The organism is Paenibacillus sp. LjRoot56 (assembly GCF_964253335.1).
In the GTDB taxonomy this organism is placed as follows: Bacteria; Bacillota; Bacilli; order Paenibacillales; family NBRC-103111; genus Paenibacillus_E; species Paenibacillus_E allorhizoplanae.
The window spans coordinates 795,701-818,071 of the sequence record NZ_CAXURV020000004.1 but is presented as its reverse complement, the minus strand read 5'-3'; the positions used below and the strand labels follow the sequence as shown (position 1 = coordinate 818,071).

Genomic DNA, 22,371 nt, shown 5'->3' with positions numbered 1-22,371 from the left:
CTTGATTCTAAAGGAGGGGCCAATATGTCCGTTTCCTATTTGTGGAGCAGAGACTTCTTACTTAGTAAGAGAATGCTTTGGTTGCTATTCATAAGCAATTTACTAGGAACCCTATATGGCTATGAGTGGTATTGGCTTCAAATGGTAGACACCCTTGCAGAGAATCCGTTATGGTATGTGTTTTTTGTACCGGATAGTCCGACTGCAAGTTTGTTTTTCACCCTTTCTGTTGGTTACTTGATTGTGGATCGGTCCCTTACCAAACCAACGAGTAAGCTGTATAGGGCTATTCGCGGCTTTGTTGAAGCTTTCGGGCTTATCACATCATTTAAGTATGGGATCTGGGCAGTTACGATGATCTGGGCAGGTGCTTGGCATGGGGCAGCTGTTGGTTGGGATGGATGGATGCTGACCGCGTCTCATTTGGCAATGGCCGTGGAAACGCTGTTATTTGTTCGTTGGTTTTCTTTTCGCTTGCCTGCCATTGTACTGGTGGCGATCTGGACGTTCTGGAATGATTTCATGGACTATGAAAGAGGGGTTTTTCCGAGGCTCCAACGTGAGTTGCATCCCTATTTGGGAACAATTCAATTTTTTACCATCTGCTTAAGTATCATTGGAATCTGGATCGCGATTACATGCCTTATGGTAAGAGAGAAAAAATTGTTGAAAGCTAATACCTGATGGTCTAAAGTGGGACGAACCTCCATATGATGATGGTGAAGGAGGGGATGTCCCATGTTTTTCGATAGAATGTTAAGAGGGATAGCGGTGACTATCTTACTCGGCCTTGTTCTTTGTTTACTTGCAGCTTGCGGAACCAATCAACATACAGTTGGACAAGCTAGTAAACCTATAGACCCAGTTCAAGTAGAGCGGATTACGTTTTTAAATCAGATTGCGGAAGAAATGTATACATTTACGATGTCTGGACAAGTTGCTGAGGCAAGAAATAAGTTGATTCAATTATCTGATCAAATTCCGAAAATTTCATTTGAAGGAATTACGTCCATTGAGGGATTGAATGCTTTGACTGCAACCGTCACGGATGCGAAACGGGTTTATAACGCGGTCAATTACTCACCAACTGATGGACAAGTAGCGGTTGCCAAAATTCGTCTAGCAACAGATGCGCTTTCACATAAGAACCAGCCGATGTGGCTGCAATACTATAAGGTTCTGCAAAATGATAGTCAATTGCTAAGTCAGCAAGTCAAGGCTAATAAACAGCAAGAAGCAATAGAAGAATTTGGTAAGTTATCACAGCATATCGCCATTATTCATCCCTCGTTGATCATTAGCCGTGATCCATCATCCATTGAGAAGTTAGATTCCTTAATGGTCTTTCTTCGTACGAATGTGAATACGAAACCAATGCCTATTAGACCTTTAGAAGCTGGAATCGTGAATTTGAACCAAGTGCTGGATGACATCTTTATGAAACATAAAGATGCACTGGCATATGTGCCTCTCACGGATCCGTATCATCCCATCATCTGGTCACTCAGTATAGGTGTTATTATCATTGGTGTTTTATCGTATGTTGGTTGGCAAATGTATCATTCTGGTCGACATATCGTTCCCGTTAGGCAAACAAAGGAAAGCGAAAATAGATGAGAAAAAGTGGATTAAGCAAGCTCGGTTGAGCTGTTTAACCCACTTTTTCTTATTTTTATTTAGAAAACAAATCAATTAGTTTTAAAACCCTCACCAATGACCTCATGGACATCCCCAACTATGATGAAAGCACGTGGATCGACGGCGTGAATTAACTCTCGCAATTGCCTTGTCTCATGCCGGTAAACGACACAATAGACGACTTCTTTCGTGTTTCCTGAATAGGCACCTCGTGCTGGGAAGAGCGTTACTCCGCGATCAAGTACTTTGGTGATAGATTCTGCTAACACATTGGGCTGGTCACTAATGATCGTAAAGGCTTTAGCCGCATAAGCGCCTTCTGATATGTAATCAATAATCCGTGATGTGACGAATACGGCTACTAGTGAATAGAGCACTTTTTCTTTAGGGAGATAAAGGAAAGAAGAGCCAATTACGACAACATCTATAATGAGGATGACTTGTCCGACACTCCAGCCTCTTTTTTTATGACCAATGCGAGCTAATATATCAGAACCACCTGTCGTTCCACCGAATCGAAATACAAGCCCAAGACCCGTGCCTAGTGTGATCCCAGCATAGAGAGTTGCAAGAAAATAGTCTTGCGTCGTATGAAAAGGTACTAACCAACCCATATGGATTAGCCATTCCATCACCCACAGAAACAATGAAAGGCAGATGACGCCGAATATCGTATACAGCATGGGACCCTTACCAAAATTTCGCCAGCCTAAGTAAAATAAAGGAATATTAAATACAAGGGTGGAGATGGAAGGGGGGACATTAAGCACGTACTTGAGCAAAAGAGATATACCCGTTAATCCGCCTTCCATTAGCTCATTCGATATAACAAAATAGTGCAAACCAAACGCATAAATTGCTGTCCCAATTAAGATTCCCAACACATTGAGAAATTGATCTTGGAACCTTTCTTTAAATATCATCTGAATTCCTCCATGCCTAATATGCTTGTCTTATCTAACAAAAAATTTGTCAACTTTTCTCGTTTAGTTTAACATAAGGAGGATAACCTTTGTGAAGAGGATAGAAAGAAGGATGCCAATGTCAGAACGTACACTTAAAGACCTGCAACAAGAGGTTGATACTTATATTTCCCAGTTCAAGGAAGGATATTTCAGTCCTCTTTCTATGCTGGCTAGAATGTCTGAAGAAGTTGGTGAATTAGCTCGTGAGGTGAATCATTCTTACGGTGAAAAACCGAAAAAGAGTACAGAAGCGGACAATTCAATCGAGTTGGAGCTTGGTGATATTTTATTCATTACGATCTGCTTTGCGAATTCACTTGGCATTGATCTGACTGAAGCGCATGACAAAATCATGCATAAATTCAATACCCGCGATGCAGGGCGATGGACTAAAATAAACACCGAAACGAATTGACCTTCATAAACTAAACCATCCCCCATGAATCGGGAAAACCGCTAATGGCAAAGGAGGATGGGCAGATGAATGGAGAAAATCAAATACAAAAAGCATACGAATCCATACTTGGGCATGATTTTGAAAAGGCCATTGAATGGTTTGAAAAAGCAATAGCTGAAGAACCAAACAATGCTGTCTATCATCACAAACTTTCCATTACTTTCGCGAGAAGTAATAAGCTTATCAAAGCGGTGGAACATGCATCAAAAGCGATTGATCTAGATCCAGCGAACGAGGCATTTCGCTTCCATTTGCAAGTGTTGAATGCACGTGAGCTTGTCGAACAAGCTAGAAGGCAACTTACGAATCAGTCAGCTCATCCGGAGCGCGCTATTTTTCTGCTGAAAGAAGCGATAGTGCTTGATCCGCTAGCCATTGAAGCGTATCTTATTCTAGGTGAAGCTTTCGCCATGCGAAAGGATTATACCAGAGCTTATCAAACCGTTATGGAGGCTGTACGTCTAGAGCCGCATCATGAGCTTGCCAAGCAGCATGCCACGATCTACAAGATCAAAATGGATTCAGAGTTAGGTCCGAAACAAAGATAAAGGAGATCATCACAATATGGAGCGTAGAATACGAGTAGCAGTTATTGGAGCAAGTGGAAGAATGGGGCGGGAGGTCGTGAAGACCGTTTTGCGTGAGACTGATATGGAGTTAGTTGCAGGAGTAAGTCGTACCTCCGGCCCCATTGATCTTGGAAGAATGGTTGGTATGGATGACTGCGGGATTCTAATGGGTAGCGACATCGAAAAGGTCTTAATTGAATCCAAACCAGATGTGCTAGTTGATTTTACAGGACCGCAAACAGCGGTTTCACATACAAATCTTGCGATTCGCTTAGGGATTCGACCTGTGATGGGAACGACGGGTTTCACCCCGCAAGCTATTGCTGATTTGGACATGCTATGCCGAGACAACAATATTGGCGGATTGATTGCACCGAATTTCTCCATCGGGGCTATTCTCATGATGAGGTTCGCTGCCCAAGCTTCGAAATATTTCCCGAATCTGGAAATTATCGAATATCACGGTGATCAAAAGCTGGATGCACCTTCCGGTACAGCTGTGAAAACTGCTGAGCTTATTTCAGAAATTCGTGAAGAAATTAAGCAAGGTAATCCGAAAGAAGAAGAAACAATTGAAGGTTCCCGCGGTGGGTATTACAATGGATTCAGAATACATAGTGTACGTCTGCCAGGTATATTTGCGCAACAGGAAGTTATTATGGCCGAACAAGGTCAAGCGCTTAAAATTCGACATGACTCTTACGATCGTGCAGCCTATATGCCAGGTGTAGCGATAGCGGTTCGTAAAGTTATGACCTATACTGGAATGATTTATGGTTTTGAGCATTTTATAGATTAGAGACCCCTAGGAGAGTGGAAGTCAGATGTTAAGCATCGCACTTATTGCCCATGATCGAAAAAAAGATGAGATGGTGAATTTCGTTACGGCTTATGAGCATGTTTTCGAGGGTCACAAACTATATGCAACTGGTACAACAGGCACGAGAATCATGGCAAATACGAAGTTGAATATTCATCGATTTATGTCAGGGCCACTTGGTGGAGATCAGCAGATTGGGGCGCTGGTTGCAGAGAATGAGATGGACTTGATCATCTTCTTGCGTGATCCATTGATGGCTCAGCCGCATGAGCCTGATATTATCGCTCTGCTTCGTTTGTGTGATGTACAGGGAATTCCATGCGCTACGAATATTGCTACTGCTGAGTTGCTTGTAAGAGCTTTGGATCGTGGGGATTTTGCGTGGAGAGAACTCGTACATAAATATAAGCCAGGGATTGAATAAGATGAGTGAACAATTAGATATTCTTATATTTGGTGCTCATGCAGACGACGCTGAAATTGGGATGGGCGCAACCATTGCCAAACATACACAACGTGGACTTCGCGTTGGACTCTGTGAATTGACCTATGCCGAAATGTCCTCAAATGGCACGGTGGAAACTAGACTAGAAGAAGCAGCGGAAGCAGCGAAAATTCTAGGTGTAGCAGCACGTACGAATCTGGGATTACCAGATCGAGGATTATTTGTCACAGCAGATCATATCGAACGGATTACACAAGAAATCAGGAAGTTTCGTCCACGAATCGTGTTCGCTCCTTATTGGCAAGATCGTCACCCTGATCATATAGCATGTTCAACGCTCGTACAGGAAGCTGTTTTTAATGCGAAACTACGTAAATATTTGCCAGAAACAGAAGCTGTGAATGTGGAGCAACTATTTTTTTATTTTATAAATGATGTGTATGAAGCTGATGTAATTGTAGATGTAACAAATACTTACGATAACAAAATGGCAGCACTGCGTGCGTACCGGTCACAATTTATTACGGGTACAGGTACCGTTGCGACGCCACTCAATCAAGGTTATGTCGAACGTGTAGAAGCTCGTGATCGAATCATGGGTCAGAAGCGTCAACTGACGTACGCGGAAGGGTTCGTTTCCAAACTCCCCTTGGTGATAGAACATTTTGATTGATCGGAAAGAGGTGTGAGAGATGAAAGACAAGTTAAAGATTGGTATTACGTGTTACCCAACACTTGGCGGATCAGGTGTAGTAGCGACAGAGCTTGGAAAGCTGCTAGCTGAAAAAGGACACGAGGTTCACTTTATTACACATAGCATGCCGTTTCGATTAGGCAAATTTCATAAAAATATTTATTATCATGAAGTGGAAGTTAGCCAATATTATGTCTTCCGCTATCCACCTTATGATCTATCGCTAGCTAGTAAGTTAGCTCAGGTTGCCAAAATGGAAGAGCTTGACTTGCTCCACGTGCATTATGCGATTCCGCATGCTGTTTGTGCCTTGCTTGCAAAGCAAATGGTGGGTTCGAATCTGAAGGTTGTAACGACACTTCACGGAACAGATATCACTGTGCTCGGGCAGGATCAATCGATATCAGATCTAATCCGTTATGCCATCAATGAAAGTGATGCGGTTACGGCTGTTTCCAAGGATCTCATCAAAGAAACACGGGAATTGCTAGCCATTGATCGTGATATTGATTTGACTTATAACTTTGTAGATAAACGGGTGTATTACCCGCGAGATATATCGAAGCTAAGAGGCGAATTCGCGCGACCGGATGAGAAAATTCTAATCCATATTTCCAATTTCCGACCGGTGAAACGTGTGCAGGATGTTGTGGATATTTTCGCAAAAGTGAGTAAAGAAGTACCGTCCCGACTTTTATTCGTTGGGGAAGGACCGGATCTTTCGAAAATGATTTCGAAGGTGAAGGAGCTCGGACTCTCGGATAAAGTAACATTCTGTGGGAAACAGGATGATGTGGCCCAAGTCATTTCACTTGCAGATGTCATGCTGCTGCCTTCTGAGAAAGAAAGCTTCGGACTTGTTGCACTTGAAGCTATGGCTTGCGGCGTGCCAACGATTGGCTCCAATGCAGGAGGAATTCCTGAGTTGATTACACACGGTGAAACGGGTTTTCTAGCTGAAGTTGGTGATACGGAGCAAATGGCCAGCTATGCGATTAATCTGTTGAAAAATCAAGTGATGTATGAACAAATGGCACAGAATTGTTTGAATCGTGCGCGATATACGTTCTGTAACGATATTACGACTGTTCAATACGAGGAGATTTACTATCGCGTGTTAGGACGGGAACTCCCTGAATCACATCGCATTTCAGCATCTTCGTGTCAATAAGGATGCTAACTGGATAGGAGAATTATGTTGGATGCAGGTAAGGGAATGAATGATCCAGGTGCTTCGGAGGTATTGACGACGCTCATGGAAGCTGGTTATGAGGCCTATTATGTCGGTGGCTGTGTACGTGATGCTGTGCTGGGACGACCAATCAAAGACATTGATATCGCGACCTCTGCACTGCCAGAGCAGGTTATTGAAATTTTTCAGAGGACGGTGCCAACGGGACTCCAACACGGCACTGTGACCGTTCTGATAGCTCAAGGAGCCTATGAGGTAACGACTTTCCGTAAGGAGGCAGCGTACGAAGGATTCCGTCGTCCTGCCTCAGTTGCCTATATTTCGGATTTAACCGAGGATTTACAGCGAAGGGATTTCACAATGAACGCGATGGCTATGGATGTAGCTGGCGTTCTGCAGGATCCTTATGGTGGACAAGCAGATCTGGCAGCTGGTGTTCTTCGCTGCGTAGGCATTGCAGAAGAGCGCTTTAGTGAAGATGCTTTGCGGATGCTTCGCTGCATTCGTTTCGCCTCGACCTATGATCTTGAGATCGAGGCGAGCACTTGGCAGGCGCTGCTAGCGAATGCCCCATTGCTTCGCCATATCGCCATGGAGCGCGTGCGCAGCGAGCTGCAGCGCATGGTAGAAGGCCCAGCCCCTGCGCGGGCTGTGCGGCTACTGCTGGCGAGCGGCCTGCTAGCCTATCTCAAAAAGCAGCTTCCGCTGCCTTTTGAGGCTTGGCTCGCTTGGGACGACGCGCTGGATGTTGTCAGCGCGCTGGAAGGGCAGCATGACCGCTGGGCCATGCTACTGATGCTCCTGGAGGTGCCAGTGGACGTAGTCCGTGCGGCGCTCCAGGAGCTGACGTTCTCCCGCGCCGATGGCGCTGCGGTCGCGGAAGTGCTGGCCCTGCGCGACGCTGTCGCCGCGCAGGCTCAGGTGGATGACCCGGCTCCGCTGGAGCGGGTCTGGAAGCTTGGCGCGGTGCGCCGCGGCGAAGCCGCAGCCCGCGCGTTATTGCGGCTGCTGCGCGAGCTGCCGCAGGTGGAGGGGAAGCGCGGCGGTTTGGCGCGCTTCTTGGCCCAAACAGCGCCGGAGCTACTGCGGCGCGGGGAGGATTGGCTGAAGGAGGTCCCCTGCTTCAGCTTGAAGGAACTCGCCATATCCGGCAAGGATGTGGCGGCGGCCCTTGATCGGCAGCCCGGCCCATGGATGGGCAGGCTGCTGCAAGATCTGCTCGAGCGAGCGGCTCTCGGGGAAATCCCGAATGAGCGCGAGGCTCTGATTTACGCCGCGCAGGCTGCGAAGTAGCAGCGCTGTGCGGTTTTTCTTTTGAGTGGCGGATATGGAAGCCATTGCTTGCATGTATGAAATCAAATAACGGTAAAAACTACATTTATTTTTCTTGATTTACTCTTGAGATTGTATTTTACTGGAAAACCTCCAGTTAAATGTTGCCTTCCAAGTGAAAAAGGAAGAATTCCTCGGAATTAACTACATTAAATCCAGCTAATCATGAATTGGTCGCTTTTTTACACAAAATAACTACATGAAATCCAGTTATTCGAAAAAGTCTGTGGTTGTTAGGTAGCTAGATTGGGTAAAAGTAGATTGTGAGCATGGGGTAGCTAGTGCGTCAAGTTAAAGGTATCTTGCTAGTTAGTTGAGTAGACGTATCTAGTAAGGCAAGAATTAGCTAGTTAAATGAATTAGAGGTATATTGTACGTTGAAGTAGCAAGTTAATTGGGTTAGAAGTATTATTTGAATTAGAAATCAAGCGCATCTCCTGCGCTACTATAGATCAAACTATAAGATTGCGAGTGAAATCGTATGAATGAACGAATTTTAGAACTTTTTGAGCAAACGCCCGAGACCTACGTATCCGGGGCGGAAATCAGTCGGCGATTAGGTGTGAGCCGCACTGCAATCTGGAAGCACATCGAGGAACTTCGTGCGGAGGGCTATGCGTTTGAAGCGGCTTCACGCAAAGGGTATCGTCTGATAAGTAAGCCAGCGAAGTGGCAGGTCAGTGAGCTATTGAATGGCATGAAAACGAAGGTACTTGGTCAAAAAGTACATATTTATGATGAAGTAGACTCTACGCAAACGATCGCTCATAAGCTGGTCGCATCAGGGGCACCTGAGGGTACCATTGTGCTCGCAGAGAGACAGACAGCAGGAAGAGGCCGAATGGGGCGTAGTTGGCATTCTCCATCGGGTAAGGGGATCTGGTTGAGTCTTATTCTGACACCGCGTATTCCTGTATACTTCATGCCGCAGTTAACTTTACTTAGTGCAGTTGCTCTATGTCGTGCGATTCAAAAGGTGTGCCAAGTTGATATCGGCATCAAATGGCCGAATGATCTTCTTATACATGGTAAAAAGGTCAGCGGCATTTTGCTGGAAAGCAGTGGCGAGGACGAACGTTTGAAGTATGTAATCGCAGGGATTGGCATTAGCGTCAATTTGTTAGAAGAGGATTATCCGGAAGAACTACGCTCGATTGCAACTTCTTTAGCGATTGAGTCCGGCGGAAAGGTTTCACGCGAGGGATTAGTACAAGCTTTTCTACTGGAATTCGAGGAGATGTATGACCTTTATATGGAGAAGGGATTTGCACCAATTCGTTTACTATGGGAGGCGTTAAGTGTCACGCTGAAGAGACCGATTCGGACATCAACGCCATCGGGGTTTATTGAAGGTATTGCAGATTCTTTGGATGATACGGGTGCATTGACGGTGATAACCCCCAATGGTGAACGGGTTAAGATTTATTCCGGAGACATTGAACTGAAGTAGTGGGAGATAAAGGGTATCCTCCAGAAGCAAGCTTTGGTATAATAGAAGCATAAGGCGGTATCCTTATAGGAACTGCACTTGTATGTTGATCTGGCAATTGACCTTGCAGAATGTTGCAATTCATTAATTTGCATGGTCATAACTGCACTGTCGGTGTCTACCACGACAACGGAATAACTATGGAACAAGATGTTGGATTCTGCTCTGAGCCTTACAGGACCGAGACAGAGGGATCATTGATTCTGTCTGCATGCGCTCCTTTTAGCTCTTAGCTAAAAGGTTTTTTATTTTATATGAGGAAGCTGGGATTACTGTGGAACAACGTAAAGCGCTAACGACAGCAAAGATGAGAAAAATGAAGCAAGACGGCGTACCGATTACGATGGTTACGGCCTACGATTATCCTTCAGCACGTTTGTCGGAAGAAGCAGGTATTGATGTCATTCTAGTTGGCGATTCACTAGGCAATGTTGTGCTAGGCTATGATTCTACACTGCCTGTTACTCTGGATGATATGGTATATCATACACGTGCTGCAGTGCGTGGTGCCGCGAATACGTTTGTCGTCGCTGATATGCCATTCTTAACGTACCACGGCAGCTTGGACGCTACTTTACAAGGTGTTGGACGTTTGATGCGTGAGGGCGGAGCTAAGGCGGTTAAATTGGAAGGCGGCGCGGAGATCGCGGCTACGGTCAAAGCGATTACAGAGGCAGGCGTGCCTGTCGTTGGTCATTTGGGGCTAACGCCACAGTCAGTTCACCAACTGGGAGGCTTTCGTGTACAAGGGCGCAGCTCGGAGCAAGCGAAGAAGCTGTTGAGTGATGCGAAGGCTATTGAAGAAGCAGGTGCGTTCGCGGTTGTTCTGGAACTGGTGACGGATGAATTAGCGGCATGGATCACGAAGCAGCTGTCCATTCCCACAATTGGCATAGGTTCTGGCGTTCATTGTGATGGGCAAGTGCTTGTGTATCATGATTTGCTGCAGTATGGTTCTGACAGTGCTCCCAGAAAGTTTGTTAAAGCCTATGCAAATATCGGGGAAACTATCCGTGCAGGGATTGGCGAATATGTGAAAGAAGTGAAAGCACGGACGTTCCCGGCGCAAGAAAATACATTTCATATGGACAATGATGTTGTTCAATATCTATACGGCGATAAGGAGTGATTGGTCATGGAAGCGATCCACACCATGGAAGTGGTTCAGACAATTGCCGATTTACGAGCTCGGATCAAAGCGTATCGACGCAAGAATGATCAGTCTGTTGGTTTCGTGCCGACGATGGGTTTTTTACATGAAGGACATGCGAGTCTTCTCCAAAAAGCTCGTTCTCAAAGTGGATTGGTTGTGTTAAGCATTTTTGTGAATCCTTTGCAGTTCGGTCCTGGTGAAGACTTTGAACGTTATCCGCGCAATGAAGAGCAAGATTTGGCGGTGGCTGAGGCGGCAGGTGTGGATATCGTATTTATGCCTTCCGTAGATGAGATGTACCCAACACCAATACGCACCACGGTGAGTGTGTCGGAGGTCACGACAAGACTCTGCGGGGCTTCACGACCTGGTCATTTTGATGGTGTGGCTACGGTTGTTAGTAAGCTGTTCAATATGGTTCAGCCGGACCAAGCATTCTTTGGTTTGAAGGATGCCCAACAAGTGGCTGTGATTGAGCAAATGGTTCAGGATTTAAATATACCCGTTGAAATCGTGCCTTGCCCAACCCTACGTGAGAACGATGGCTTGGCGATGAGCTCGCGTAATGTATATCTATCAGCAGAGGAGCGTCAGCAGGCGCTGGTATTGTCACAGTCTTTACAGCAAGCGAAGGCATTCATCCATAGCAAGTTAGCATCCTCTTTTACATCACAAGAGCTAGAAATCTTAGTTCGCGATCATATCCAAACGGCGCCATTAGCCGTTATTGATTACGTTGAAGTATTGTCCTACCCAACTTTAGAGCCTTTTGAACATAGCCATTCTATTACTACTCTTATTATTGCGCTGGCTGTGAAGTTTGGGAAAACACGTTTAATTGATAATCTTATTCTACAAGTCAGGAAGTGACGTCTTATGTTTCGCACAATGATGAAAGCAAAGATTCACCGCGCCACGGTTACAGAGGCGAATTTAAACTATATCGGCAGTATCACGATCGATGAGGATTTGATTGATCTCGTTGATATGCTGCCAAATGAGAAAGTGCAAATCGTGAATAACAACAACGGTGCACGTCTGGAGACGTATATTATTCCTGGGCCACGCGGCACAGGTGTGGTGTGTCTGAATGGCGCGGCAGCGAGACTCGTTCAAACAGGTGATACCATTATTATTGTTTCCTATGCCATGATGAGCGACGAAGAAGCGAAAAAGCATCATCCAACGATTGCCATTATGGGAGCAAACAACACCGTTGCCCAGTTGCTGAAGGAAGAAGAACATTCAACCGTCCTCTAAGCAGGCAGACTTACCATGCCATGCATGAAAACGTCTTTGTTTACAAAGAATGAGGGTAAGCTTTCGAAGCAAAGGTGGGGATGCCAAATGTTTAAGCATTTATTTTCCACAATGAATGAGGTTTTGGAAGAAATCCAGAAGGAATATCCGAACAGCGATGTGGAGAAAAAGGCCGAACTTGACGAACAATTGCAAGTGTTAAAAACGATGAGTGATGAATTCATCGAGGCGTGGCTGCTTTTTGAGGAGAAGCTGGGAAAGTTTTATGGGGCGGTGCCGATCAGCAATACTCAAACCTTACATGATGAACTTATGGAGCTCGACATGTCCGGCAAACAAACCGAGGAATTCATGCGCGGACAAGGTTATTATAAGTTGTACATGTATGATCAAGCGATCAAAGAATTCGAGGTGCTGATTCAGCGGCAGCCTGATTTCTTATTAGCGCGAGTGTATTTAGCGATGGGACATTTGCGAAAAGGGGAGTTTGGTGATGCGTATCAACACTTCAAATTCCTCTTGCCATTGACGGAAAATTCAAAGATGAAAGCTATTTCTTATAATGCCATGGGTTGTATTCAAGTGCAAAACCAGAACCTTGAGAAGGCTTTCGAATATTTTCAAAAAGCTTATCATACCGACCCCTCTTGTATGGAGCCGCTAATCAATCTCGATGAGTCCTAACCCGAAACGGTAAAACAAGGTATTCCCTTTTCCTAATCAGATTTGGTATGCTAGGAGAAGTGTAGGACGAAGGGATTGAAGATAGACGTTATGAAATTTGCAGTTTTGGATTTTGAAACGACAGGAAGTCAGCCTGGGGACGAAATTATACAGGTTGGACTCGTCATCATAGATCAATTTGAAATTACAGACAGGTATACTTCTCTGGTGAACCCAGGGATTAGTATACCTTCTTCGATTACAACTTTAACAGGGATTACCAATGAGATGGTTGCGGATGCACCATCACTCGATCAGGTTATGTCAGACATGTTTCCACTCTTGTTTGATTGTGTGCTAGTAGCGCATCAAGCAGCGTTCGACTTATCTTTCCTGCAGCGAGGACTAACGAGAACTGGTTATCCTCCTTTCTCGGGTCGTGTCCTGGACACCATGGATATGCTGCGTATTTTATTCCCGTCCATCTCTAGTCTACAGCTTAGTATGGTGGCGGCGTTGTTTGGGATTGATCATGAAAGGCCACACCAAGCAGACAGTGATGCGGAAGTTACTGCATTGATTTGGATCCACTGCTTGGATCGCTTACTGGGGCTGCCTCTCTTAACGGTGCAACGGTTGAACCAAATTTTCGAAAACGGTAACACCGATTTGGGTTGGTTTTTGGACGAAATTTGTTTATATAAAGAGTCAGTAACAAGTGTCGATATGGATACGAATCGTTACTTTCGTCAATTTACATTGAATGTGACGGATTGGGGAGAAGACGAAGAGCCGCGCTCTGAATACGAAGTAACGGCAGCGTTAGGAACTTCTTTTACAGCCTTTCAGCAAGGCCTGAAATCCGCGCTCCAACAACGATTCGAGGTGTACGAGGATCGTGAATCTCAGGATCAAATGATTCTGGAAGTGGAGAAGTCTCTCGAGGCAGATCAGCATTTGATGATCGAAGCGGGAACAGGGACAGGCAAATCACTGGGATACTTGATTCCTTCGATCTATTACGGTTTGAAATATGAGAAGAAAGTGGTCGTCTCGACACATACGATTAATTTGCAGGAGCAGCTGCGTGAGCGGGATATCCCCTTATTAAAAGAAATTTTTCCTGTTCCTTTCAAAGCAGCTGTCCTCAAAGGAAGAAGTCACTATCTGTGCCTTCGTAAGTTTGAGACGAAGCTCACAACACGGGACTACGAAAATGGCAGAGAAGACCCGATAACAGCCGCGCAAATGGTCGTTTGGATAAGTGAAACCGAACATGGGGATGAGGAAGAATTACACTTTGGCAATAAAGGTGCTCAATTCTGGTACTCGGTTGCGAGTGATACGGACTCCTGTTTAAACCGCATGTGCCCTTGGTATAAGAAGTGCTTCTACCACAGAGCTCGTAATGACGCCAACACGGCTGATGTGATCATCACGAACCATTCCCTCCTCTTTACGGATATGAAGGCTGAGAACCGCCTTCTACCGTCCTACAAGCACCTTGTGATTGATGAGGCGCATCACTTTGAAGAAGTGGCAAGTAAGCACCTCGGGATCGAGCTGCATGCCTCTGCGTTCTACCACTCCTTATTGTGGCTGTATAAGGATAATCGAAGCGGACAGCTTCCAATGCTTCGTTTCCGATTACAGAAATCGGAAGAGGCAGGAGAGCGCGCAGCCGCATGGAGTAACACGATTGATGGATTGTTCCCGAAAATCATTTCGATCAAAGAGGACTGGGAACGTTTAAGTGAAGCCCTGTACGAGTTGGTTTCCTCCAAAAGTGATCCTTCACAATCGGAAACTTCGCAATATGTACTGCGTTTAAAGCCGGAGACTCTGCCTGCGAATTGGCGTGAGTTGTTGATTATGGAGGATAACATTTATCTGAATGCGAATGAACTTTTGCGAACTTTGGATAAATTGTTGAGTGAACTAAAGGAGCAGCAAGATGGACTTGGTGTTCAAGGGTTAGTGACCGATCTGAATGGAACCGTGAAAGAGCTGTATGCGCATCGTGATGCGCTTCATTTCTTTATGAAAATGGCAGATGAAGGGTACGTGTATTGGATTGAAGCTGGCACGTATGCGAAAGCCAAATCGGTTCAGCTGAATTCCGTTCCAACGGATGTTAGTGGGTTACTGCAGCAGCATTTCTTTGAAACGAAAGACAGTATTATCTTGACCTCCGCAACGCTTTCGGTGAATAAATCGTTCCAGTACTCGGCGGAGCAGCTAGGCTTAGCCATTCCAGAAGACGAAGAGTCAGGTAAGCTGAAAACAGTGCAATTACCGTCTCCTTTTAACTATCGTGAGCAGGCTTTGGTCGTCATTCCACGTAATTTCCCAACGATCAAGGGAGCGGGAGATCCCGTTTTCATCGAAGCACTGATCAACTCTCTAAGTGATGTTGCACAGGTGACGAAGGGGCGAATGCTAGTTCTATGCACCTCGAACCGGATGTTGAAGCTTGTTCATGCAGGGATGAAGGAAAAGCTGAACCCACATGGCATCACTGTGCTTGGCCAGGGTGTTGACAGCGGCAATCGCAGTAAGTTGACCCGAATGTTCCAAGACAATAAAATGTGCGTGTTACTGGGCACTAGTTCGTTCTGGGAAGGTGTAGATATTCCAGGAGATGCGTTAAGTTGTCTGGCGATCATTCGACTCCCATTCCAACCGCCGAATCACCCGCTTGTAGAAGCCAAATGTGAGAATATCAAGAAGCGCAATGAGAATCCATTTATGAAATTTTCTGTTCCTCAAGCTGTTATTCGATTTAAACAAGGCTTCGGTCGATTAGTTCGGAGGGCGTCAGACAAAGGGATCGTCATTATCTATGATACACGTGTTATTGAAACGTATTATGGCAAGCACTTCCTCTATTCGTTGCCTGGTCCGAAGATCGAGCACATGACCTGCGAACAAATGCTGCCGAGGATTGAGCAATGGATGGGAGGAGCTTAATTCGTGAAAACACAAAAAATTTCAGAAGCTGTTGTCCGCAGATTACCTATCTATTTACGCTATCTAAACGAGTTGCAAATGAACAATGTTTCCACGGTGTCTTCTCAGGATTTAGGTCAGAAGTTAGATCTGAATCCTGCTCAGATTCGGAAAGACTTAGCTTATTTTGGCGAGTTTGGCAAAAAAGGTATTGGTTATGATATCAATTACTTGATAGAGAAGATTCGCCAGATTCTGAAATTAGATCGACATATTCAAGTTGCCCTCGTTGGGGCAGGAAATTTAGGCAGAGCACTTTGCAATTATAATACGTACTTACGTAATGATATGAAAATTGTAGCTTTATTCGATGCAATGCCTTCTAAGACAGGCGAAGTGATCAATAATTTGGTTGTGCTCCCCATGGATAAAATGAAGTCTGTTATGTCTGAACTTGGTGTGCGGATCGGTATTATTACCGTCCCCGCGGCTGAAGCACAGAATGTAGCAAATGAGTTCGTTGCTTGTGGCATTGAAGCGATCTTGAACTTTGCTCCAGTCATCATCAAGGTGCCGCCAGATGTGCGCGTGCATTATGCGGATTTCACGACAGAGCTTCAAAGCTTAGCTTATTATCTCGATTAGTATGAAAAAGGCACGACCCGCGCAGCTTCAGCGGGTCGTGCCTTTGTTTGTTATTACATGATTAAACGGAATATCGCAAAGTACAGGGTGTAAGCAAGAACCATTGAGATCGGAATGGTAATAACCCAAGTGACTAACATTCGACCAACCGTACCCCATTGTACTTCATGGAATCGCATGACACTGCCTGTCCCGATAATCGCAGAGGAAATAACGTGTGTCGTTGATAATGGTTTACCAATGAAGGTTGAGATTTGAATGACAATCGATGATGTTAAGTCCGAGGCAAAGCCGTTGATCGGTTCAATTTTAACAATTTTACCTGAGACTGTTTTAATGATCCGCCATCCACCAATGGAAGTACCAAGGCCCATCGCGAGGGCTGCAGCAATTTTTACCCAGATCGGTACATTCAAATCATCTTGAACGCCGGCTGCAACGAGACCAAACACGATAATCCCCATTGCCTTCTGCGCATCGTTTCCACCATGGGAATACGAAAGTAATCCGGCAGAGATGATTTGTAACGTACGAAAACCACGATTTAGTTTGGATCTGGATGTGTTACCTGACCAAAGCACGATATTTTTGATCAATACCATAATGAGATAACCTAGAACGAAAGCGATAATGGGCGATAAAATAAGAATGATAATAATTTGTGTGAAACCACTCCAGTTAACGCCATTGAAGCCTGCTCCTGCAATTACAGCACCAGCTAAGGCACCAAGTAACGTGTGGGAGGACGAAGATGGAATAGACAAGTACCAGGTAAGCAAGTTCCAGATGATTGCTGCAAGCAAGGCTGCAATCACGACTTCAACGCCATTTTCGATCTTCGCAGGATTGGCAATACTTCCGCCTACTGTTTTGGCTACTTCCGATGAAACCATAGCCCCAACAAAATTAAGTGAAGCAGCCATGAAAATCGCTACACGCGGGCTTAATGCTCGCGTAGAAATGGAAGTAGCAATCGCATTAGCTGTATCGTGGAATCCGTTGATGAAGTCGAATAGCAGGGCTAGTGCAACGATTATGATCAAATAAGTTAACATGAATTCCTCCTAGCGCTTTCCAATTGGAAAACTTTCTTCGTACACATAGACATCTTGTCTTAAGAGTAACGAAGTACTACGCTGTCTAGAATGTTAGCGACATCTTCGCAAGCATCGGTTGTTTCTTCCAAACGCTCATAAATTTCTTTGAGCTTGAAATCTTCGTAAGGGTCTTTGCGTGTGATGAAAATTTGGCGAATTCCTTCGCGCATCAAACGATCTCCATCATTTTCTAATTTATTTATAGCCACCGTGTGCTCCGGAATTTGCATATATTTTTTCTTAGCTAAAAGCTTGAAAGCATCTAGCATATGTTGACAGGAGTCTACGATAACTCCAGAGAAATCTTTCATGTAGGAATCTGTATGAGAAACACTCAAATAGTCGAAACGAGCAATCGTAGCCTCAATACCATCAGTAACATCATCGACTTTGGAAGCTAGAACCATAATATCTTCCCGATCAATGGGAGTGATAAATACTTTGTTCAAACCTCTGAAAATGTCATGTGTGATGGAGTCTCCTGCATGCTCAAGATCATGAATTGCTTTGACATACTCAATTGGGGGTTTATCACCCATCATAGCTGTACGAAACAATTGAGCTGTTTGCAAAGCGTTCTCTGCAGCACGGATAAGAAGTTGCAAGAAATCGACTTCGTTCTTTCTGGTGAATAACGTTGTCATAGAATCCTCCTAATTTTTACTATATGTACAAGTTTTTGAACGAATTTGTGATTTAAAAATGACCAAATTGTAGAAAAAACTCACAATGTTTAAAGTATCATACTCGTTAGGGCTAAAGCAACGAAAATTCCGTGACAATTTACAATTTCTCAACAACTTAGGAATCGTACACGGCTTCCTTGATTTTACAAGCTTGAAGATGTAAAGTTTATGGAGCAGTTGCTATTTATAGAATGAGCATAGAGAGGGTTTTTTACTATGAAAAAAACATTAATTTCAAATGGTATTTTTATTTCTAATAAGGAAGACAAAACATCCATCAAGGGCTGCATGGTTATTGAAGGCAGTCAGATTACATACATCGGGACAGAAGTACCAGAACCATTAGACAATTATGATGAAGTGATTGACGGTACGAATAAGCTGTACATGCCAGGACTTGTGAATACACATGGACATGCTGCGATGTCATTGCTCCGCGGTTATGGTGATGACCTAGCACTGCAAGTATGGTTAGAGGAAAAAATGTGGCCGATGGAAGGAAAATTCACTTCGCAGGACGTCAAATGGGGAACGCGGTTGTCGATCCTAGAAATGATCAAAGGCGGCACAACGACATTTGTCGATATGTACGACCATATGAATGAAGTTGCTTTGGCAGTAGAGGAATCAGGGATGCGCGGCGTTTTGACCCGCGGTGTGATCGGATTATGTCCGCCGGATGTGCAAACAGCTAAGCTGATTGAAGCAACTGAATTTGCAAAGAGCTGGCATGGTAAGGCGGATGGTCGAATTACTACGATGATGTCGCCGCATGCACCTTACACCTGTCCACCAGATTATATCGAGCGTATTGTACAGGCTGCACATGATCTTAATCTTCCAATTCATACGCATATGTCGGAAACTCGCCGTGAAGTCGATGGCAATGTCGAACAGTATGGCGCTAGACCTGTGGCGCACTTGGAAAAACTAGGCGTATTCACTCGCCCAACGCTTGTTGCGCATGGTGTCCATTTGAATGATGAAGAAATAGCTATTCTTAAACAATATGATGTACGTGTTTCCCACAATCCGGGCAGTAATCTTAAACTTGCAAGTGGTGTTGCCCGTTTACCAGAATTATTGCGTGCTGGCGTTAAAGTTTCTTTAGGTACAGATGGAGCGGCATCCAATAACAATTTGGACATGTTTGAGGAAATGCGTTTGGCAGCTCTTATTCATAAAGGAGTAACTGGTGACCCATTAGCGATCCCTGCGAAAGAAGCCTTATTGCTTGGAACTCGGATGGGAGCAGAATCCATTTGGCTGGAGGATGTTGGTTTACTTGAGCCTGGTATGAAAGCAGATTTCATCGCACTGGATATTGATCAGCCTCATTTTCTTCCCAAAACGGATTTTGTTTCCCACATTGTGTACTCCGCTTGTGCGAAAGATGTCGTAGATGTTTGCGTTGATGGCAACTGGATCGTCCGTAAAGGTGAGTGTTTAACTTTAGATGAAGAGAAAATTAAACGTGAATTTGAATTATGTTTTGATCGACTAAAAGGCTAAATGCTAAGGAAAAGTAAGTGGTTTTGGGGAGGTGCGCGGCGGTTATGAATGCGAAGCGAACGATCACACTTGGCGTTTTTATTATAGCAACGCTGGGTGTTGTGCTTAGCCGATTCTACCTGAATGTGCAGAACGAACACTGGGATGAGAAACGTGTAGCTGTTGAAAAAGCCTATGTGGGAAGTATGATGACAAAGGCATCAAAGGTGGATTTTTTCTACGGTGATGAGCCGTTTCAGATTGTATATGGGGAGAACAAGCTAGGACAGCGTTTAATTGCTTGGGTATCTGCTGAAGATGTTCATACGGAAATGGCGGAGGAAGCCTTTACTGAAGAGCAAGCCCGTGCTGCGGTATCGAAAAAGGTGCCGACTAGTGAAATTGAGCGAGCAATTCCAGGCAAACTAGGAAATGACTATGTATGGGAAGTATTTTATAAGACGAAGGATGATAGAGGTACGCGGTATTTCTATGATTACTATACCTTCAAAGATGGTACTTATCTGGATACTTATCGGCTCAGCCTTCAATAAGAAGGTTGAGTTTTTTTGTATTAAAACTAGAATGCTGACTTCATGAGTTTCCACTGTTTACATAAGGCATATCGTATATAAGTGATGATATACTTATCGTATTGCTTAAGAGGCATACAAATACATCATTACAGAAAGGTGGACGCCAACCTATGAAGATGAAACTGCGCGTTTTACCTGTTATTTTGAGCGTGATTATTTCGGCTGGTGTACTTTTTGGAGGCTGGTTCGCTTATACAAGTTTTGCGATGGAAAATCCATTATCACATATCATTAATACGGCACCAGGTGTAACGAATTCCACGATGAAGCTTTCTTCGAATCAAGTGGATGTCGAGTTGACTTTGAAGCCTGACGCTAATTTACGACAAGTTGTTGAGTTAATTAAAGGCGAAGGCGCATCAATTATCGGGAAACGTACCGTAAATATAACCATTAAGAATCAACCCTCAGACAAGCTGGATCAATGGTGGTCTAAAGCGTTATTTGAGGTAGCTCAAGCGATGGAAACGAAGCATTATGCGGATATTCCGACAACCTTAGAGAAATATGCAAATGGTATGCCTACAATGAACGTAGACAGCGAAATGGATGAGGTTAATGTTTACATTCGATTAACAGATGGTGATACGACTAAATTTATCATGCTGCCAAGAATCTCCCAGATTGGAGTGTGGCCGAATGAGTAAAATATATAAAGAAATTGGGATTGGATTTATTCCTGTTTTTCTAGTGTTCTTAGCTTTCCTAGGTGTGAATGTGATACCTATCTTATTCGTGAGTGCGCTGGGTGGATCGTTATTGTATATGATGAAAACCCGCGGCGGTATCGGAGCTGCAGCAGGCGGAGGAGATCGGAAAAGCAAGAATCGGACCCCTTCGTTTCTCACTTTTGATGAAATTGGCGGACAAGATCGGGCGAAGAAAGAATTGATGGAAGCACTTGATTTCTTGATTAAGCATGAGGAAATTAAGAAGCTAGGCATTCGTCCGCTGAAAGGATTACTATTGACAGGGCCTCCTGGTACAGGGAAAACTTTAATGGCCAAAGCCGCTGCGCATTATACGAATTCTGTTTATATGGCTGCTTCAGGCAGTGAGTTTGTTGAGATGTATGTAGGTGTCGGTGCAAGTCGAGTACGTGATTTATTTAAGGAAGCTAGAGCTCGTGCTGTCAAAGAAGGCAAGGATAATGCCATTATTTTTATTGATGAAATTGATGTTATTGGTGGAAAACGGGACGGTGGCCAACAACGTGAGTATGACCAGACATTGAATCAGTTGTTGACAGAGATGGATGGGATTCATACGAATGATGCACCGAGAATTCTCATTATTGCCGCGACGAATCGGAAGGAAATGCTCGATAGTGCTTTGCTGCGTCCTGGCCGATTTGACCGACATATTGAGGTTGATCTGCCAGATAAAAAAGGTCGTTTAGCCATTCTGCATATCCATGCCAAAAATAAACCGTTAGCTGAAGGTGTTACTTTGGAGCAAACGGCTGATCAAACCTTTGGCTTTTCAGGTGCACAGCTTGAGGGCGTGCTGAATGAGGCAGCTATTTATGCGATGCGTGAAGATAAGCCAGCGATTGAGCAGCCGCATTTGGCTTCCGCAATTGATAAGGTCATGATGGGTGAGCGAACAGATAAAGAAACAGCGAATGGTGAGAAAGAACGTGTGGCTTATCATGAATTAGGCCATGCTATTATTGCAGAGCTTGTTCGTCCTGGGTCCGTTTCCCAAGTAACAGTGAGTCCACGTGGGAAAGCCTTGGGGTATGTTCGTCATAACCCGCCGCAGGATCATTATTTGTATACGAAAGATTATATCGAAGATCAGATCATGATTGCACTTGGTGGAGCGGCTGCGGAAGAAATGATTTACGGAGGTCGCAGTACCGGGTCTCGCAACGATTTCGAACAGTCGCTTTCCATGGTTCGTAACATGATGGATGCCGGACTTACCAGCTTGGGTATTATTGATCGTGAGATGGTGACGAAGGAACAGCTGATGAAAGAAAATGCTGCCATCCTGGATGCGTTAATGCTGCGTACGAAGAAAATGTTAGATGAGCAACGCAGTGTGTTTGAGCACTCGTTCGCAATTCTGATGAAGGAAGAAGTACTTTCTGGTGATACTTTTCGTACATTATTTGACGCTTCTGTGTCACAAAGTGCATAATAATGACCGTTGGCCAATTAGGCCAGCGGTTATTCTCTTTACTACACGTATGCATGATACATATACTAATAGAGTAAGACAGAAG

The 22,371-nt window shown here is 44.5% G+C and carries 23 protein-coding genes; 20 read left to right on the top strand and 3 right to left on the bottom strand.

The annotated features are described in order from the left end of the window. The first annotated feature begins 24 nt into the window (after positions 1-24). Both ACSQ8O_RS29490 and ACSQ8O_RS29485 read left to right on the top strand, forming a co-directional pair. Entirely contained in the window at positions 25-684 is a 660-nt protein-coding gene (locus ACSQ8O_RS29490; protein ID WP_436244578.1) for a DUF1405 domain-containing protein, read from the top strand. A 54-nt stretch (positions 685-738) separates the two neighbouring features. Beyond that, the gene (locus tag ACSQ8O_RS29485; protein WP_436244577.1) at positions 739-1,617 is read left to right on the top strand and encodes a sporulation protein YpjB; all 879 of its coding nucleotides are present in this window, start codon (positions 739-741) and stop codon (positions 1,615-1,617) included. A 71-nt stretch (positions 1,618-1,688) separates the two neighbouring features. Here the strand turns inward: ACSQ8O_RS29485 and ACSQ8O_RS29480 are convergent, their stop codons facing one another. After that, a complete protein-coding gene (locus ACSQ8O_RS29480; protein WP_056614277.1) occupies positions 1,689-2,561 on the bottom strand; it encodes a YitT family protein in 873 nt (290 codons plus the stop codon). A gap of 118 nt (positions 2,562-2,679) precedes the next feature. On the opposite strand from ACSQ8O_RS29480, the gene ACSQ8O_RS29475 reads away from it, so the two are divergent. From ACSQ8O_RS29475 to ACSQ8O_RS29410, 14 genes are all read left to right on the top strand, one after another. Then, positions 2,680-3,018 (top strand): nucleotide pyrophosphohydrolase, encoded by a 339-nt coding sequence (locus tag ACSQ8O_RS29475; RefSeq protein ID WP_056616948.1) that lies wholly within the window; start codon positions 2,680-2,682, stop codon positions 3,016-3,018. A 65-nt stretch (positions 3,019-3,083) separates the two neighbouring features. Next, the gene (locus tag ACSQ8O_RS29470) at positions 3,084-3,608 is read left to right on the top strand and encodes a tetratricopeptide repeat protein (protein ID WP_436244576.1); all 525 of its coding nucleotides are present in this window, start codon (positions 3,084-3,086) and stop codon (positions 3,606-3,608) included. Positions 3,609-3,624: 16 nt separating this feature from the next. After that, positions 3,625-4,428: a 4-hydroxy-tetrahydrodipicolinate reductase gene (gene dapB, locus ACSQ8O_RS29465; RefSeq protein WP_436244575.1), complete on the top strand. Its 804-nt coding sequence runs from the start codon at positions 3,625-3,627 to the stop codon at positions 4,426-4,428. A gap of 25 nt (positions 4,429-4,453) precedes the next feature. Beyond that, on the top strand, positions 4,454-4,873 hold the full coding sequence (locus ACSQ8O_RS29460; RefSeq protein WP_056614270.1) for a methylglyoxal synthase: 420 nt from the start codon (positions 4,454-4,456) through the stop codon (positions 4,871-4,873). A 1-nt stretch (position 4,874) separates the two neighbouring features. Then, positions 4,875-5,567, top strand: a complete 693-nt coding sequence (bshB1, locus tag ACSQ8O_RS29455) for a bacillithiol biosynthesis deacetylase BshB1 (protein ID WP_436244574.1) — start codon at positions 4,875-4,877, stop codon at positions 5,565-5,567. A gap of 19 nt (positions 5,568-5,586) precedes the next feature. After that, positions 5,587-6,759: an N-acetyl-alpha-D-glucosaminyl L-malate synthase BshA gene (gene bshA / locus ACSQ8O_RS29450; protein ID WP_056614263.1), complete on the top strand. Its 1,173-nt coding sequence runs from the start codon at positions 5,587-5,589 to the stop codon at positions 6,757-6,759. 24 nt (positions 6,760-6,783) lie between these two features. Next, complete coding sequence (locus ACSQ8O_RS29445; protein WP_436244573.1) at positions 6,784-8,073, top strand: CCA tRNA nucleotidyltransferase; 1,290 nt, start codon at positions 6,784-6,786, stop codon at positions 8,071-8,073. 520 nt (positions 8,074-8,593) lie between these two features. Continuing rightward, complete coding sequence (locus ACSQ8O_RS29440) at positions 8,594-9,562, top strand: biotin--[acetyl-CoA-carboxylase] ligase (RefSeq protein WP_436244572.1); 969 nt, start codon at positions 8,594-8,596, stop codon at positions 9,560-9,562. A gap of 313 nt (positions 9,563-9,875) precedes the next feature. Continuing rightward, positions 9,876-10,730 carry a 3-methyl-2-oxobutanoate hydroxymethyltransferase gene (gene panB / locus ACSQ8O_RS29435; protein ID WP_157256918.1) on the top strand — a complete coding sequence of 285 codons (855 nt, stop codon included), beginning with the start codon at positions 9,876-9,878 and terminating at the stop codon, positions 10,728-10,730. Between the two features lie 24 nt (positions 10,731-10,754). After that, entirely contained in the window at positions 10,755-11,624 is an 870-nt protein-coding gene (panC, locus tag ACSQ8O_RS29430) for a pantoate--beta-alanine ligase (RefSeq protein WP_436244975.1), read from the top strand. A 6-nt stretch (positions 11,625-11,630) separates the two neighbouring features. Then, a complete protein-coding gene (gene panD, locus ACSQ8O_RS29425; protein WP_056614256.1) occupies positions 11,631-12,014 on the top strand; it encodes an aspartate 1-decarboxylase in 384 nt (127 codons plus the stop codon). A gap of 87 nt (positions 12,015-12,101) precedes the next feature. Then, entirely contained in the window at positions 12,102-12,698 is a 597-nt protein-coding gene (locus tag ACSQ8O_RS29420) for a tetratricopeptide repeat protein (protein WP_056614253.1), read from the top strand. A gap of 90 nt (positions 12,699-12,788) precedes the next feature. Continuing rightward, positions 12,789-15,647: an ATP-dependent DNA helicase DinG gene (gene dinG, locus ACSQ8O_RS29415; RefSeq protein ID WP_436244571.1), complete on the top strand. Its 2,859-nt coding sequence runs from the start codon at positions 12,789-12,791 to the stop codon at positions 15,645-15,647. Between the two features lie 3 nt (positions 15,648-15,650). After that, positions 15,651-16,271 (top strand): redox-sensing transcriptional repressor Rex, encoded by a 621-nt coding sequence (locus ACSQ8O_RS29410; protein WP_056614246.1) that lies wholly within the window; start codon positions 15,651-15,653, stop codon positions 16,269-16,271. Positions 16,272-16,324: 53 nt separating this feature from the next. On the opposite strand, the gene ACSQ8O_RS29405 is transcribed toward ACSQ8O_RS29410, so the two are convergent. Both ACSQ8O_RS29405 and ACSQ8O_RS29400 read right to left on the bottom strand, forming a co-directional pair. After that, positions 16,325-17,326, bottom strand: a complete 1,002-nt coding sequence (locus ACSQ8O_RS29405; protein ID WP_056614243.1) for an inorganic phosphate transporter — start codon at positions 17,324-17,326, stop codon at positions 16,325-16,327. Positions 17,327-17,385: 59 nt separating this feature from the next. Then, positions 17,386-18,012: a DUF47 domain-containing protein gene (locus tag ACSQ8O_RS29400; protein WP_056614240.1), complete on the bottom strand. Its 627-nt coding sequence runs from the start codon at positions 18,010-18,012 to the stop codon at positions 17,386-17,388. A 258-nt stretch (positions 18,013-18,270) separates the two neighbouring features. On the opposite strand from ACSQ8O_RS29400, the gene ACSQ8O_RS29395 reads away from it, so the two are divergent. From ACSQ8O_RS29395 to ACSQ8O_RS29380, 4 genes are all read left to right on the top strand, one after another. Beyond that, positions 18,271-19,566 (top strand): amidohydrolase, encoded by a 1,296-nt coding sequence (locus ACSQ8O_RS29395; protein WP_436244570.1) that lies wholly within the window; start codon positions 18,271-18,273, stop codon positions 19,564-19,566. A gap of 44 nt (positions 19,567-19,610) precedes the next feature. After that, positions 19,611-20,099 (top strand): cell wall elongation regulator TseB-like domain-containing protein, encoded by a 489-nt coding sequence (locus tag ACSQ8O_RS29390; RefSeq protein ID WP_056614234.1) that lies wholly within the window; start codon positions 19,611-19,613, stop codon positions 20,097-20,099. 152 nt (positions 20,100-20,251) lie between these two features. Then, positions 20,252-20,788: a hypothetical protein gene (locus tag ACSQ8O_RS29385; RefSeq protein ID WP_436244569.1), complete on the top strand. Its 537-nt coding sequence runs from the start codon at positions 20,252-20,254 to the stop codon at positions 20,786-20,788. Beyond that, complete coding sequence (locus tag ACSQ8O_RS29380) at positions 20,781-22,286, top strand: AAA family ATPase (protein ID WP_236285334.1); 1,506 nt, start codon at positions 20,781-20,783, stop codon at positions 22,284-22,286. The genes ACSQ8O_RS29385 and ACSQ8O_RS29380 overlap by 8 nt, the downstream gene beginning before the upstream one ends. The last annotated feature ends 85 nt before the right edge of the window (positions 22,287-22,371 follow it).